17 protein-coding genes are annotated in these 14,088 nt (G+C 43.0%); 4 read left to right on the top strand and 13 right to left on the bottom strand.

Going from position 1 to position 14,088, the window contains the following annotated elements:
- Positions 1 to 82: 82 nt before the first annotated feature.
- From ytxJ to QT716_RS07695, 3 genes are read right to left on the bottom strand one after another with little or no spacing between them, the layout of a single operon-like run.
- Positions 83 to 406 carry a bacillithiol system redox-active protein YtxJ gene (ytxJ, locus tag QT716_RS07705; protein ID WP_317935483.1) on the bottom strand — a complete coding sequence of 108 codons (324 nt, stop codon included), beginning with the start codon at positions 404 to 406 and terminating at the stop codon, positions 83 to 85.
- Between the two features lie 15 nt (positions 407 to 421).
- Positions 422 to 2,032, bottom strand: a complete 1,611-nt coding sequence (locus QT716_RS07700; RefSeq protein WP_317935482.1) for an aminotransferase class V-fold PLP-dependent enzyme — start codon at positions 2,030 to 2,032, stop codon at positions 422 to 424.
- Between the two features lies 1 nt (position 2,033).
- A complete protein-coding gene (locus tag QT716_RS07695) occupies positions 2,034 to 2,594 on the bottom strand; it encodes a glycerol-3-phosphate acyltransferase (RefSeq protein WP_317935481.1) in 561 nt (186 codons plus the stop codon).
- Positions 2,595 to 2,698: 104 nt separating this feature from the next.
- On the opposite strand from QT716_RS07695, the gene QT716_RS07690 reads away from it, so the two are divergent.
- The 4 genes from QT716_RS07690 (at position 2,699) to QT716_RS07675 (ending at position 4,904) form a co-directional block, all read left to right on the top strand.
- Entirely contained in the window at positions 2,699 to 3,358 is a 660-nt protein-coding gene (locus QT716_RS07690; protein ID WP_317935480.1) for a phosphatase PAP2 family protein, read from the top strand.
- 28 nt (positions 3,359 to 3,386) lie between these two features.
- The gene (locus QT716_RS07685; protein WP_317935479.1) at positions 3,387 to 3,716 is read left to right on the top strand and encodes an MGMT family protein; all 330 of its coding nucleotides are present in this window, start codon (positions 3,387 to 3,389) and stop codon (positions 3,714 to 3,716) included.
- 40 nt (positions 3,717 to 3,756) lie between these two features.
- Positions 3,757 to 4,200 carry a large conductance mechanosensitive channel protein MscL gene (mscL, locus tag QT716_RS07680; protein WP_317935478.1) on the top strand — a complete coding sequence of 148 codons (444 nt, stop codon included), beginning with the start codon at positions 3,757 to 3,759 and terminating at the stop codon, positions 4,198 to 4,200.
- Positions 4,201 to 4,529: 329 nt separating this feature from the next.
- Positions 4,530 to 4,904 (top strand): VOC family protein, encoded by a 375-nt coding sequence (locus QT716_RS07675; protein ID WP_317935720.1) that lies wholly within the window; start codon positions 4,530 to 4,532, stop codon positions 4,902 to 4,904.
- A gap of 20 nt (positions 4,905 to 4,924) precedes the next feature.
- Here the strand turns inward: QT716_RS07675 and QT716_RS07670 are convergent, their stop codons facing one another.
- From QT716_RS07670 to trpD, 10 genes are all read right to left on the bottom strand, one after another.
- The gene (locus tag QT716_RS07670) at positions 4,925 to 5,875 is read right to left on the bottom strand and encodes a hypothetical protein (RefSeq protein ID WP_317935477.1); all 951 of its coding nucleotides are present in this window, start codon (positions 5,873 to 5,875) and stop codon (positions 4,925 to 4,927) included.
- A gap of 119 nt (positions 5,876 to 5,994) precedes the next feature.
- Positions 5,995 to 6,471, bottom strand: a complete 477-nt coding sequence (locus QT716_RS07665; RefSeq protein WP_317935719.1) for an acyl-CoA thioesterase — start codon at positions 6,469 to 6,471, stop codon at positions 5,995 to 5,997.
- Positions 6,472 to 6,537: 66 nt separating this feature from the next.
- Positions 6,538 to 7,473 (bottom strand): C40 family peptidase, encoded by a 936-nt coding sequence (locus QT716_RS07660; RefSeq protein WP_317935476.1) that lies wholly within the window; start codon positions 7,471 to 7,473, stop codon positions 6,538 to 6,540.
- A gap of 44 nt (positions 7,474 to 7,517) precedes the next feature.
- Positions 7,518 to 8,438 (bottom strand): S66 peptidase family protein, encoded by a 921-nt coding sequence (locus QT716_RS07655; protein WP_317935475.1) that lies wholly within the window; start codon positions 8,436 to 8,438, stop codon positions 7,518 to 7,520.
- A gap of 149 nt (positions 8,439 to 8,587) precedes the next feature.
- The gene (locus tag QT716_RS07650) at positions 8,588 to 9,544 is read right to left on the bottom strand and encodes a DUF4003 family protein (protein ID WP_317935474.1); all 957 of its coding nucleotides are present in this window, start codon (positions 9,542 to 9,544) and stop codon (positions 8,588 to 8,590) included.
- A 102-nt stretch (positions 9,545 to 9,646) separates the two neighbouring features.
- Positions 9,647 to 10,429, bottom strand: a complete 783-nt coding sequence (gene trpA, locus QT716_RS07645; protein WP_317935473.1) for a tryptophan synthase subunit alpha — start codon at positions 10,427 to 10,429, stop codon at positions 9,647 to 9,649.
- Complete coding sequence (gene trpB / locus QT716_RS07640) at positions 10,426 to 11,622, bottom strand: tryptophan synthase subunit beta (protein WP_317935472.1); 1,197 nt, start codon at positions 11,620 to 11,622, stop codon at positions 10,426 to 10,428. Before trpB ends, trpA begins: the two co-directional genes overlap by 4 nt.
- Complete coding sequence (locus tag QT716_RS07635; protein WP_317935471.1) at positions 11,619 to 12,242, bottom strand: phosphoribosylanthranilate isomerase; 624 nt, start codon at positions 12,240 to 12,242, stop codon at positions 11,619 to 11,621. The genes trpB and QT716_RS07635 overlap by 4 nt, the downstream gene beginning before the upstream one ends.
- Positions 12,239 to 13,030: an indole-3-glycerol phosphate synthase TrpC gene (gene trpC / locus QT716_RS07630; protein WP_317935718.1), complete on the bottom strand. Its 792-nt coding sequence runs from the start codon at positions 13,028 to 13,030 to the stop codon at positions 12,239 to 12,241. Before trpC ends, QT716_RS07635 begins: the two co-directional genes overlap by 4 nt.
- The gene (gene trpD, locus QT716_RS07625; protein ID WP_317935470.1) at positions 13,027 to 14,058 is read right to left on the bottom strand and encodes an anthranilate phosphoribosyltransferase; all 1,032 of its coding nucleotides are present in this window, start codon (positions 14,056 to 14,058) and stop codon (positions 13,027 to 13,029) included. Before trpD ends, trpC begins: the two co-directional genes overlap by 4 nt.
- Between the last annotated feature and the right edge of the window lie 30 nt (positions 14,059 to 14,088).

Genomic DNA, 14,088 nt, shown 5'->3' with positions numbered 1-14,088 from the left:
TCCTTTAGACTATATAATTACTGATATCGTACCATAGTTTAACAAAACAGACACCGCTATTTGCGAGTGTCTGTTGGAAGTTTCAATTTGAATTGATTGCTTTTTCAAGTGCAGCTTGTTGGATATCATAATGAGATGCATGCCAAACAGCTTTACCATTTTTCAATAGAAGTGCTTGTGGAGATTCATGCTTTACTGAGGTATCCGCTGCAATTTGCTGGGATAATTCTTTGCTAGTCTGAACAATCACGCAGTATTTTGTCGTGTCTGTATTGAATGATTGAAACTCTCGATAGCCAGCGGCACTGATTGGACATGTCGTGCTGTGCTTGATGATAAGCACTGGATCATTATCCGACTGTTTCACTGCCTTTTCCCAGTCTTCTCTTGTATGAAGTTCTTGCATGTAAATCCTCTCCTTTTAGTTATATATAGTGGATTCCCCTTTGAGTTCACTAGTAAACGATGTCAGGCCTTTTAGTATGTCCAAAAAACGCGTTATATCAGTTTCGTTCATCTCATTCATCGAAGCAAGCTGCAACCAATTTCTTTCCCGTAAATACTTACTCTCATAATGTGTCCTGTACCCATTCAAAAATAAATCTTCGCCCAGATGCTGTGAGGATTCCCCTTGCTTCAAAACCATTGTTAAAATTCCGGGGCTTGCATTACATTCATGTGCGAGAATTTTGTAGCCAATTCTTTCAATACCCGACCGAAGAATGTTAGCTCTTTTTTGAATAGCCTCGAAGTGATTCTCCTGATTGCACTTCAACTGACAAACCGCTTTCTCCAATGCTTGAATCAGATTGGAGGATTGTGTATAAGGAATTCCCTCTGCGGCAGCATACATACCCAGGTCCAAGTATCGGGGTATTTTTTTGTCAGGTTCTACGTTCTCTTTGTGGAAAACAAGTGCTAATCCTGAGAAACTGCTGAGACCTTTTCCGCTTCCCGATGATGCAAAATCGATATTCTCAAGGTTAAGAGGTACCGTTCCAAGAGAACTCGCACAATCGACTGCAATTGGAATGTTTCGCTGTAAGCATACGGCACCAATCTTTTCTAAATCGTTCAGCACACCTGTGGAAGTCTCGCAGTGAACGAACCATATATAACTGAACTCTTGGGTATCCATGAACCTTTGAAGTTCGTTAATATCAAATGCCTCACCCCATGCTGACTCAAAGACATCAAAATCCATTCCGAAACGGATAGCATGATCACAAAGTCGATTCCCAAATTCTCCATTCACTAAAATGAGACCTTTTCCAGGCAGCCGGCTCAGCTGTGCTGCAACTACATCATTAGCTAGCGTCCCTGTCCCTTGCAACACTTGCACATAGCGTGCATTCGTCAGCGATTTTAGATGATCCTGTACAGATGTAAGAGTACGGGCATGTGCGGATGATCTATGTGAAATCGCATCTATAGTTAGCGCATTTTTGACATCTTCAGAAACTTGCGTAGGACCAGGAAGGAAATTCACCATTGGTTTTGCAATTCGGCCAGCTGGACCTGCTTCATATGTTTCCTGAGTCAGCATCATAGGTACAAAACTGGCTTCCGCCGTTCCTGTCGTCTCAGCAAATGGCACAAAACCAAGTTGACGATACAGCTTCAATTCTCTTACTGTTCCAGAGATGAAAGCGGCGTCATATCCTTCTTTCAAACACCAGTTCACAAGTGCTTGCATCATGCCTAGAAATGGTCGCCCTGTTCGATACTGTTCCTTTATGGACAGCAGTCTGATTTCTACTGGATGGTGCGGGGGATTCGACAGCCTTGCCTCCACTGGTCCAATCTTTTTGTCTAAAGAAAATGGACGTGCAGACCGCACAGCAATCATCCCTATAATGTGAGATCCTTTCATGCATAGTAAATATGTATTCTCGCTGTGGAATTGATCCTTCAGAAGCCTTTGACCATTGGATTCGTGTTGTGGTATTTCTTCTACGAATGTTTCATAGTTCAACTTATGAATTTGTTCTTCATCATGTTTCGTTTTCGCTATTCTATAAATATACGTCATTTCATTCACTCCCTCCTCTTTGAAAACTAAGATTGGCACGATGAGTCCACAGCAGCAATCCAACTATAAATGATGCAATGACCGTTACCTGCTCATCATATATCCAAAAGCTGCATGGAATAATGGACAATGCTGCATATACACTTGCGGCAGTGAATTTCTTGATAAAAGGATACAGAACGGCGAAAGTTATTAAAATGGGAACCACCCATGTCACATTAAAAACGAGTAAACCGCCGATGAACGTCGCTGCCCCTTTGCCGCCTTTAAAGCGATGGACAAACGGATAGCAATGTCCTAGCATGACAGCAGCCAAAGCCAGCATCAGAATCGCAGGCCGTCCATCAAACCAAAACGCCATCGATACAGCTAGCACACCCTTACCAGCGTCAAGTAGAAATACAACGAAAAAAGCTTTTTTACCAAATACTCTTCCTGCATTTCTCGCCCCCGGATTGCCGCTTCCTTCATCCGTAATCTTCTTCCCCGCGTGCCTTCCGAGTTGCAATGCAGGCAAAAAGTTCCCTATTATATAAGAAATCAATGTTAGCAAAATAACCATTCAACAACTCCATTTCTAGAAGGCTAGCAATATCTCTTGCAATTTACGACAAGCTTCGTGAAAATTAGTGAGATTGTACTTAAACATAGAAGGGTTTGAACTTAATGCGTGAACTATCGGGTCGATTGGTAACGGCTCTCGTCTCTTGTCTCATTCTTGCTGTTGTTTTTGGATATGTGGCTTCCTCTATAGGAAACGGAACCATTGAACGATTTGATACAGCTATTATTAGTATCGTTCAAGGCGCGGAAGCCCCTGGACTTACTAGCGTGATGAAAGTATTCACTACGATCGGCTCCACAAAAACAGTTCTGGCTATCTCCGCAGTTACACTAGGTCTGTTACTTTACTTTCGACAAAAAGCCCAGACAATCCTGTTTGTGATTGTCATTGGAGGTACTGCCGCGCTGAACCTTGTGTTGAAGCTATTCTTTCAGCGCACCCGTCCAGATTTGAATCGTCTAATTGAAATCAGCGGCTACTCCTTTCCAAGTGGACATACGATGATGGCTACAAGTTTGTATGTAATTTTAGCATTCATTCTATGGAAAAACGCAAAAAACTCGGGGCGTGTTCTATTCGTTATCGGAGCATTCATTATGATCGGGATGATTTGTGTCAGTCGGATATATCTTGGTGTTCATTATCCAAGCGATATTGTCGGAGGCATTTCTGCAAGTACATTTTGGCTGCTAATCACAACAAGTATATATGCCACCTATATGAACAGAAACTACGCCAAATCCAACGTCTCTGTGCGCTGACTCTTCATGATGAAAGGAGGACAATTCTTTGAATCCATTTACAGAAAAAGCGATACGTGTCATTCAATCTATTCCAGCAGGTTATGTTATGACGTATGGTCAGGTTGCTGCTGGAGCGGGAAATCGCCGCGGTGCCCGACAAGTTGTGCGTGTGCTTCACTCTATGAGTGCGAAACATAACTTGCCTTGGCATCGAATTATTAATGCAAAAGGTGGAATATCGACTCCAGCAGATGCAGAAGAGAAAGGGAATCGTCAAAGGCAGTTGTTAGAATCTGAAGGAATTCACTTTCTTCCCAATGGAACGATCGATTTAACCGTCTATAGATGGGTTGGTTTCGACGGAGAAGAGGAATAAAATTCATACAAAATTTATTGATAGGGAGGTGAAATAGACTATGTGGAAAGAGTTTAAAGAGTTTGCATTCAAAGGAAACATTTTCGACCTGGCAGTTGCTGTCGTTATTGGTGCAGCATTTGGAAAAATTGTATCTTCACTTGTTGAAAACATTATTACGCCCTTAATTGGACTATTATCTGGCGGAATCGACTTTTCAAAATTGGCTTATACATTTCCTAATACAGAAACCGTAATTACATATGGCGTCTTTGTACAATCCGTTATTGACTTCCTGATCATTGCTTTTTCAATCTTTATGGTCATTCGATTATTGTCGAAGTTTAAAAAGAAGGAAGCGGACCAACCCGATGAAACACCATCTGTAGATCCTAAAGAAGAACTTTTGAAGGAGATTCGTGACTTGCTGCAAACACAACAATCTGCAGCCATCGAACCAAATTCTGTCGATGGGCATCTGCCTCCCAATGATTCGACAAGGTAATATGAACTTTTTGGGTGTTTCTTCTAGGATAAATGACATTGCCGGAACCCACACTGCGTGTTAAAGTAATGGCATGACACGGTAAAGGAGGGGCTTCTTCATGTGGTTCATTTATATTATGTTTGCGCTGTTTGCTTTTGTTCTAGTTGGCAGTGTTGCAGGAGTAGCGCTATCATATACAAATCATAAATAATTCTTACAGCCACTTCTTAAATGAAGTGGTTTTCTTATACATACAGCGAGTCTTTCGTTTTACCGAACAGAGGTCATTGAATTATCCAACTATTCAACTTGGAGATTGGAATGTATAGTGAAAGAAAGGAGATGTGATGACATTGAACGCTGTTTTAAAAGGAATCGATCATATCCAAATCGCGGCACCTCCGGGCTCCGAAGAAAAAGCACGAATATTTTATGGGAATCTGCTTGGCATGATAGAAATCGAGAAACCTGAAAATTTGAAATCCCGTGGAGGCTGCTGGTTTCAATGCGGTGCACAAGAAGTGCATATTGGGATTCAACCGGAGTTCCTACCAGCTCAAAAAGCACACCCTGGTTTTACGGTTGAGAACCTATCCGCGCTTAAAAGTCTGTTGCAAGACGCGGATTATCTAATCAGCGAAGAACCTCCGATTGCAGGGCGCGACCGTTTTTTCACACATGATCCTTTCGGAAATCGCATTGAGTTTTTAGAATACGATTAAGTTGTTGAATGTCCATCTGCTCATGCTAAGAGAATGCTTTTTTCTTCAGCGTCCAAGTTAGCCAGTTCTGCAGCAGCCTCATCCAACTTTCGGTCCAATTGAGCCTGAATGTGACGAACGTCTTGTAACACTTCATTCAACTTACTTTTTCCTTCAGTAATGCGCGAGTGAACAGCAAAATCCGAAAATATATTATCAAAGAAAAGATCTGTAAATGTAAAAATATCGTTTCGATTCACTTGGAATGATGCTGTTGCAGCTTCTTGGACATCCATTAATTCTGTTTCATAATGACGAAGTGCACGCTGCGCTTGATGGACTAGGTCGTCCGAGCTGTTGACTTCGGAATACTTCAATGCTGAGACAAGCAGGCCGCCGCCCAAAAAAGTGTCCCACATAGATAGACCTTCTGCATTACTAAGTTTGCCAATTGCCTGATCGAGCGCTCGAACCGCCTTTACTCCAGCTTCCTTCGCTTCTTTCACTTCCCGTATCATGGAACGCAACCGGACTCTGTCATCTGCAATCTTTTGCAAAGTGGCTTGAGAGGCAGAGTCATTTTGCCGGATCCATAGTTCCTTTTCCTGCATGAATTCTATCCAGTCTTCCTGAAGATGCACATAGTCCGGGTTGCGGGATGCTTCTTTTAATACTGTTACTTCTTGTGTAAGATCCTCCACATGCTTTTGCGCCTCATTAAAAGCAACTTCAGCTTCTGCCGCCTCTGCAATTTCCTTTTGCATTTGCTGATCCCATGCTCCCGTCAATTCTTTCAGTTTGTTCAAAAAAGAAAATTTGCCGAGTTTCATGACATCACGCTGCTCTTTTGTGAGCTGACGTTCTAATCGTCTACTTTCTGAAATCGCTGTTTGCAGGCGCTGTTCAGCATCAGTCAACCTGCGGCTAATTCGATTATATTCGTTTTTCAATAAGGTAAGTGCCATTTGTCGCTCTTGCATTGTTTCTTTCATTGTAAAAATCCCCCTTTTTCTGACTATACGGATTAGGTTCAGGGAAGGTTTCACTTGAAATATACGTCGATTAAATGGCATAAAATAAAACGACCGCTACTAATTAGCGGCCGCTCTCTTTAGTGCTTCATTTCTAAACGCTGTTTCCGGTGCAATCTACGAGCTGGAGCTGATTCAAATATCCTTTTCTCTCCTTCACTCTCAGGCACCACACTTGGCACTGGAGTTGGACGATTGTCAGGCCCGATTGCGACCATTGTCAAAAATGACTCAGTAGTAAGTTTGGTTTCATTCGTTAATAGGTTCGATGAGTGCACCATGACGTATACTTCCATAGAAGTCCGCCCAGTGGAACTTACATTTGCTTCTAGTTCTAACACGTCTCCGACGACAGCAGATGACAGAAAGTCAACAGAGTCAATGGATGCTGTTACAACTGGCATTTGAGCATGTTTCATAGCAGTTATTGCAGCAATTTCATCTATAAAAGCGAGTACTTGTCCTCCGAAAATCGTATCAAGATGATTTGTATCAGGCGGTAAAACAAGCTTCGTTTGTATTGTTCTGGATTCACTCATTTTTCGTGATTCTACCATATCGCTCTTCCTTTCTTTAACCACATCTTTTTTCACCTAACTAGTATACACCTCCTAGTTAAAGTCTTAAAGTGATCCAGCGCCCTTGTCGTACCTACGTACTGCGCTCAGCTTTTTCGCATAATGCGTTTCTGCTAAAACCCGTAGTTCGATTGCTCCTTTTTTAGAAGAAGTCGCGTGGATCATTTGACCATTTCCATAGTAAAACCCGACATGACTGATTTTACCCGTTGACTCATCTGCAAAAAAGAGTAAATCACCGCGCTCCCAAGTATCCGGGCTGTCAATAGGAATCGCGATGCCTTCATTCGCTTGATCACTTGCATCTCTTGATATGAAGTGTCCGCATGCTTTGAACATATTGTATGTTAATCCAGAACAATCATACCCGTATGATGACATCCCGCCCCAGAAGTATGGCAGATCTAAAAATTCAACTGCGCGCTCTGCAGCTTTGCTTGCGGGATACTTTTCAAAGTGATGAATGGACGACCCTTCACAAACGTCTTGCTTACGTATTAGCCGTTTACCGTCAGGCGTTTTAACGGTAACCCACTCCTCAGTCGTTTCGACTTTAGGTAAAATCGTGTTGAATGGAAGAACGATGGAGGTTGGCGTTTGGTCCAGATTCCATAGCTGACATTTAGAGACGTCAACTCGGATCACCCCGTTAGATTCCCCAACCGGCTCGGCTTCTTTCAATTGCTGAACCGGAACCCATCCTGGATAACCAAAACGATTCTTTACGGAACGCTGCCATACGGCAATCACTTTGGCCCATCCATTTTGAATCTCCTTTACGATGACTGGCTCTCCATAGATCAGTTGACTTTGAATGCTATTTTCCTTGCACAGTGCAAAGCGTTCTTCAAGCGTCATAGCTGCAATCCATCGATTCATGCTCATAGGATTTGTAATACCCGATTCATCCAGTTCTCTAATTGACTCAGGTGACGTCCAGATTGTTGCAACTGGTACGGCACACATCCACACCGAATCCATTTGTACCATTGTTCAATCATTCCCCTTCCCAATCTATTATTTTCTTATTCAACGCCAGGCAGTATCGTAAGTGTTTTTTCATTTGCGTCCAGCCGTGCTTTCGCACCAAGAGGAACGGCAAAGTGCGGTTCACAATGCCCAATTTTAAAACCACTTAAAACCGGCTTCCCGAGGTTTGCAGTGTAATGGTGAAGAATTTCCTGAAGAGATAATGAAGGCTCTTTTTTAGGCTCGGCTTTTGCAAAGTCTCCAATTACAATTCCAGCCGCATCTGAAAATTTCCCTGCCAACCTTAACTGATTCAGCAAGTTGTCTATGCGGTAAGGCTCTTCCCCGACATCTTCAATAAGAAGAATCTTTCCTTTGGTGTTAATTTCAAACTTCGTCCCAATGCCACTCGCAAGTAAGGATAAATTGCCTCCTGTCATTTCTCCGGAAACCACTCCAGGTGAAAGTGTTTCGAGGGGACTAATCGCCTCGGAGTAATGCAATTCCATTGGTTGAAATAATTGCTGAAACATTTTAGCGGAGAGTTCGTGGAATGTATCTTTCCCGACACAGGATGCAAGCATTGGTCCGTGGAACGTCACAAGATCTGTATAGTTTGCAATCGCTGTATGAAGAAATGTAATGTCACTGAAGCCCCAAAAAACTTTAGGGTTTTCTTGAATAAGCTGATAGTCAAGTCGATCTGCATATCGTGCAGTACCGTAGCCGCCGCCAGCACAAAAAATTCCTGCAATTTCTGGATCCGCAAACATTTCTTCTAAATCCTTAAGACGATCCTCATCTGTACCGGCGAGATATCCGTTAACGTCTTTTACGTGTTTCCCAAGTTTCCATTTTAAACCCAAACTTTCCAAAAACGAAAAAGATTTCAATAAGCTTTCTTGGTTTGGCGGACTTGCGGGCGCAACAATCCCAATTGTATCCCCTTGTTTTAATCTTTTTGGCAGTATTTTCAACAGATTTCCTCCTCAACAAATTCAATATTCCTTTAAGTCTATCACAAATTCTCTTATATAAATATGAAGCACTATTCTAAAATGCCGTATGCAAAAAACCCAGCGTTTGAATTATCGGCTGGGTTTTTACATGCAAGTTATGTAACTTCTTAGGAGAGAGCAGATGTAGTGGAAGAAGCAATAGTTGCTACAGTTGCAGCGATAATGGCTTGCTGTACTAAAACATTCATTTCTCTGGAAATTTTGGCTGCTTTTTTATTTTCTATCAACCTCAAAAGGAAATAACCCGCAGCAAAAGAGAAAGCAAGTGACTTATGCCACTTAAACAATTCCCCTTTTGCGATGAAATTTGTAAGGCCGATTAGCTCCTCCACTTGTTCGTCGGAACAGTTTAACAATGTCATGAACCCGATAACAGGGTAGTGGAATGGTTTTAAGTTGACTCGCTTACGAATATGGGACATAAGTTGTTCTGCGCGGGAAGCCAGTTCTTGGCTAAACGAACAGTAGTCTACCGTTAACACTTGGGAGAGCCATTGCAATTCAGGTCCTGACTTGAATCCCCTCCTATGTAAAACATCATAATATTGGCGCATAAGAGCAGCTTGTTCAACAGGATTATTTTTCGCCTTACCTAACAGCATGGAATAGGAGTAATCTTCATCTGACGTTAGTAAAAAATGTTGTTTTTTCATGGCATCATACAACTGCTTTGCTTGAATTGCTTCCGCTTTGAAGGATGCGGGATTAGATGTCATTAGCATTGCCGCTAAATAGGAATGGACCGTATTTTTAAAACCGGCTTTTCGAATAACTTTCTGCTTTGTATAAAGTAACTCTACTGCTTCATCAGCAGAGATGGCAGGACTGTCTAAAAAAGCAGCAAGCATTGGTAAGAAATTGCCGCGGACTGGTGATAACCATCCTGTACGGTTTTCTAACGCTTCCATCGTCCGTAAAAAACTCGGCGGATTAAAATCACGTTGTGCAAGAACGTAGTATACCGCAATGGTAAGTACCGTTTTCTCGTCAACGGACCATCCTGCAAGTGATGTTACTTTTTCATGAGTCCATTCCATTTCTGATTTCACGTCACTCCAATCCATCCCGCACACCTCCTTTCCTCATTTGTACGTTTTTTACAAGGAAAAGTTTCACATTCCTTACGACTCCGTTGTTTGATGGATCACTGAATCACTCTTTGTATACTACGATTTAACAATGACCCGATCTGCTTCAATTAAAGATTGGATCTTTTCATAGTTTTCTTCATGAAACGCACTGACAATTGCACTGCCCACAATCACACCATCTGCAAGTAAAGAAAAATCACGGACTTGTTCTGGCGTAGATATGCCGAAACCTGCCAAGACAGGTACTTTCGATACCTGTTTCAGTTCATTTAGATGGTCTCCCAACTCTTCATCAAATCCATTTCTAATTCCTGTTATACCATTTACTGTAACCGCATAAATAAATCCTTCTGCAGCTTGGGCAATCTTTTCGATGCGCTCTTTAGAACTAGTTAAAGAAATAAGAGGCACAAGTGCTATATCTTTATCCATAAGAGCATTCGTTAGCAGCTCTCTCTCTTCATAAGGCAAATCGGGAATGATTAGCCCCCGAACGGCTGCTTGTTCACAAGATTTTACAAATTCAGGAATACCAAAAGATAATATAGGATTCAAGTAAGACATAATGACAAGGGGAATCGAATGCTTCTCTTTTTGAAGCTCTCGCATTACTTTTCGCAAAGTTACACCGTGCGCAAGTGCCCGGCTTCCTGCATCTTGAATCACTTCTCCATCTGCCACAGGATCTGAAAATGGAATGCCGATTTCGATTGCGTCAGCCCCTGATTTCTCTAAGAAGGAAATACGCTTATTTAAGACTTCTAACCCACCGTCACCTGCCATCATATAGGGGATGAATGCAGATTGATTGATTGAATTACGCTTCTGAATTGCAGCCGTTAACGAAAATTTCTTCATAGGGATTCGCCTCCTAATGCTTCACGAACAGTGTGAACGTCCTTGTCTCCCCGCCCGGATAAGCACACTACAAGTATTTCGTCTTTTTTCATCTTCTTGGCGAGACCAAATGCAAAGTGGATGGCATGCGCACTTTCAAGCGCAGGAATAATCCCCTCTTTTCTCGCGAGCAATTGCACACCTTCTAAAGCTTCTGCATCCGTCGCAGAGGTGTATGTCACTCTTCCAATATCACTAAGGTGACAGTGCTCTGGACCAACTGCAGGATAATCCAGTCCTGCAGAAATAGAATGGGCTTCCTGTATGAATCCATCCTCGTCTTGCAGTACATACATGTAAGCACCGTGCAATACACCTTCTTTAGCTTCAGCAATCGCGGCTGCATGCTTTCCTGTAGAGAGTCCTCCCCCTGCAGCTTCCACTCCATACAAAGCAACTTCCTCATCTGCTACAAATGGATGGAACATGCCAATTGCATTACTTCCGCCACCAATACAGGCAACGATCGCATCAGGAAGCCGTCCTTCTTTGTCTAGTATCTGCCGTCTTGTTTCTTGTCCGATTACTTGCTGGAAATCACGTACAATCTTTGGGAACGGGTGTGGACCAAGAGCAGAACCGAGTATATAGTGCGTGTCTTCAACGTGTGCAACCCAGTATCTCAATGCTTCATTCACTGCATCTTTTAACGTCCCTACTCCTTTTTCAACTGATTCTACACGCGCTCCAAGCAGCTCCATTCGGAACACGTTCAATTCTTGACGTCGGATATCTTCTTTCCCCATGAAAACGACGCAGTCTAAACCAAGCAGCGCACACGCTGTTGCCGTTGCAACACCATGCTGGCCAGCTCCTGTTTCAGCTACTACTTTTTGTTTTCCCATGCGCTTCGCAAGCAGTGCCTGACCGAGTGCGTTATTGATCTTATGAGCGCCCGTATGATTCAAATCTTCCCGTTTCAAGTAAATTCTTGCACCGCCCGCCGCTTCGGACAAGCGCTCAGCGAAGTAGAGCGGGTTCTCTCTCCCTACAAAGTCTTTCAAATAACCAGTTAATTCTTCTAGAAATGCTGCATCCGCAAGTGCAGCATCGTGCGCTTCTTCAAGTTCCAACAATGCCCCCATTAATGTTTCAGGAACGTATTGTCCACCGAATCTTCCATATCTTCCTTTACCCTCTGCTGTCTGAATCATGCATATCTCTCCTCATCTTTTGACTTTACCGCGCGTACAAATGCTCGGATCAGTTCCTCGTCTTTTCTCTTCTCGATCTCAACACCACTGGAAACGTCCACCATGGTCGGTTTAACCCGCTCAATTGCTTCTGCAACATTATGAGTATCCAAGCCCCCTGCTAATATAAAAGGCTGCTTTTGAATGTCCTCTCCCATCAAGAGATTCCAATTGAACGTCTGCCCGCTTCCCCCTTGGTACTCGATTCCCGGAGCATCAAATAATGGGGTTGCCTTATAGTCAGAAGCAGCTTGCACATCATCTATATTTCTAATGGAAAAGGCTTTTATACTAGGCAATCCCACTTGTTGGATGAACTCCGGCGTTTCATCTCCATGAAATTGCACAACATCCAAAGGAACAGCCTCAAAAATTTTATGGATTTCAGCTGCGGTTTCATTCACAAACACACCAACTTTTAAGACAGATTCTGGTATGTACGCAGCAAGTTCTTTAGCTTGTTCAATCGTGACTTGTCTGCGGGATGGAGCAAAAACAAAACCGATTGCATCCGCACCTGCTTCTACAGCGGCTTTAACGTGTCGAACTTCTGAAAGTCCGCAAATCTTCACTTTTGTCATTGCTCATTCACCATCCGCTTCACTTGCAGTTCTGCTATCGCATGATTAGGAGTTAAACTTCTCATCAATGCTTCTCCAACTAATACAGCACCAGCTCCTGCTGCTGCCGCTCGTTCTGCATCCTCTTTTCCAGTAATTCCACTTTCACTGATCAGCACGTGATTAGAGTCGAATGGAAACACTCGAGCTATTTCTTCTGTCCTAGCAAGATCCACTTCAAATGTTCGTAAATCTCTATTATTCACTCCGATCAGCTGCGCACCTATTTCCAATGCCTGCGTCAATTCCGTCCGATCATGCACTTCTACCAATACTTCCAATCCGCGTGACTTTGCATATGCATGTAACGCTTTGAGATCCGCATCCGGTAACGCTGCAACAATGAGTAAAATGACCGAGGCACCCGCCTGTTTAGCACGGTCAATTTGAATCGGATGAATGATGAAATCTTTACAAAGTATAGGAATTCCAATCACCTTCGCTACTGACGCTAAATCATCAAATGATCCTTTAAAGAAATGTGAATCCGTCAACACAGAGACACATACTGCACCAGCACGTTCATAAATTTTAGCCTGTTCAACTGGATTCGCTCCTTCTTTTATCATTCCTTTTGAAGGAGAAGCCCGTTTCATTTCTGCAATGACTTGAAGCTGGTTGGCATTTTGAATACGGTCGAGCAGTGATGGTCGTTCGATTTCATGGATCCTTTTTTCATGGATCGGCTCTGTTAAAAGTTGTGTCACTTCTTTTTCCTTTTCACGGAGTATCTCGTCTAAAATCGTCATTGGCTCACCGCCTGTTTCAATCGCTGTGCGCAAAATTCGGCGCTGTCCTCTAGTCTCCGCTTAGCTTTTCCTGAAAGAATACTTTCTTCTGCCATTCTTACGCCTTCTTTTACTGTTTTTACAGCACCTTCAGTAAACAAGCCAATACCTGCGTTTAAAGCAACTGTGTCAAACTCAGGACCACGGTTCCCGTTAAATATGGATCGGATAATTGCCGCGTTGTGAGCTGCATCCCCACCCCTAATTGCATCTAAGCTAGCAGGCATAAGCCCCACGTCTTCAGGTGTCAACGTAAATGGGATAAGATCTCCATTATCTGCGAGAACTAACGTATTTCGTCCAGCCAGCGTTGCTTCGTCCGCACCGCCAGCCCCGGACACTACTACTGCACGTTTTCGTCCTAGCATACTTAGAACAGCTGCGTATTCCATAACAAATTCTTTTCGATTAATTCCTGTGTATTGCGCAGTAAGTGCTACTGGATTTGTTAAAGGACCTACAAGATTGAAAATAGTTGGAGTACCAATTTGCCTGCGAATCTCGCCAATTCTCTTCATCTTGGGATGTACATTTGGTGCATATAAGAATGCGATTCCAACCCGCTCCATCATTTCTTCTGTTTCAGCCATCGTCAGATCGTTGTGAATCCCTAACTCCTCTAAGACATCATGACTGCCAGATGCACTCGAAATTTTACGATTCCCATGTTTTGCGACATGTACTCCGGATGCCGCCATGACAAATGCAGAAGCTGTACTAATGTTAAAACTGTTACAACCGTCCCCCCCAGTTCCGCAATTATCGATGTACGAACGATCCGGAAACTCTGGACGGAGCGCGTACGTTTCCATCACCGATGCCAATGCCGCTACTTCATCGGCCGTTTCTCCCTTTACGGCGAGAGCGGTAAGCAACTTTGAAATTTCAGCAGCGTCTGTACCTTCATCAAATAACAACTTGGCAGCTTCCTTCATTTCATTAAATGTTAAATTTCGATTTGATAGGGTTGCCTCTATATAATCTTTCATAGCTCTTCTCTCCTCTTCTCTTCTCGATTC

It is taken from the genome of Sporosarcina aquimarina (assembly GCF_033253705.1).
Classification (GTDB): Bacteria; Bacillota; Bacilli; order Bacillales_A; family Planococcaceae; genus Sporosarcina; species Sporosarcina aquimarina.
This window is presented reverse-complemented; position numbering and strand designations above follow the sequence as displayed.

Coding starts and splice junctions, on each gene's coding strand:
- ytxJ (WP_317935483.1), bottom strand. CDS start 406: ATGCAAGAACTTCATACAAGAGAAGACTGGGAAAAGGCAGTGAAACAG.
- QT716_RS07700 (WP_317935482.1), bottom strand. CDS start 2,032: ATGACGTATATTTATAGAATAGCGAAAACGAAACATGATGAAGAACAA.
- QT716_RS07695 (WP_317935481.1), bottom strand. CDS start 2,594: ATGGTTATTTTGCTAACATTGATTTCTTATATAATAGGGAACTTTTTG.
- QT716_RS07690 (WP_317935480.1), top strand. CDS start 2,699: ATGCGTGAACTATCGGGTCGATTGGTAACGGCTCTCGTCTCTTGTCTC.
- mscL (WP_317935478.1), top strand. CDS start 3,757: ATGTGGAAAGAGTTTAAAGAGTTTGCATTCAAAGGAAACATTTTCGAC.
- QT716_RS07675 (WP_317935720.1), top strand. CDS start 4,530: ATGACATTGAACGCTGTTTTAAAAGGAATCGATCATATCCAAATCGCG.
- QT716_RS07670 (WP_317935477.1), bottom strand. CDS start 5,875: ATGAAAGAAACAATGCAAGAGCGACAAATGGCACTTACCTTATTGAAA.
- QT716_RS07665 (WP_317935719.1), bottom strand. CDS start 6,471: ATGGTAGAATCACGAAAAATGAGTGAATCCAGAACAATACAAACGAAG.
- QT716_RS07660 (WP_317935476.1), bottom strand. CDS start 7,473: ATGGATTCGGTGTGGATGTGTGCCGTACCAGTTGCAACAATCTGGACG.
- QT716_RS07650 (WP_317935474.1), bottom strand. CDS start 9,544: ATGGATTGGAGTGACGTGAAATCAGAAATGGAATGGACTCATGAAAAA.
- trpA (WP_317935473.1), bottom strand. CDS start 10,429: ATGAAGAAATTTTCGTTAACGGCTGCAATTCAGAAGCGTAATTCAATC.
- trpB (WP_317935472.1), bottom strand. CDS start 11,622: ATGATTCAGACAGCAGAGGGTAAAGGAAGATATGGAAGATTCGGTGGA.
- QT716_RS07635 (WP_317935471.1), bottom strand. CDS start 12,242: ATGACAAAAGTGAAGATTTGCGGACTTTCAGAAGTTCGACACGTTAAA.
- trpC (WP_317935718.1), bottom strand. CDS start 13,030: ATGACGATTTTAGACGAGATACTCCGTGAAAAGGAAAAAGAAGTGACA.
- trpD (WP_317935470.1), bottom strand. CDS start 14,058: ATGAAAGATTATATAGAGGCAACCCTATCAAATCGAAATTTAACATTT.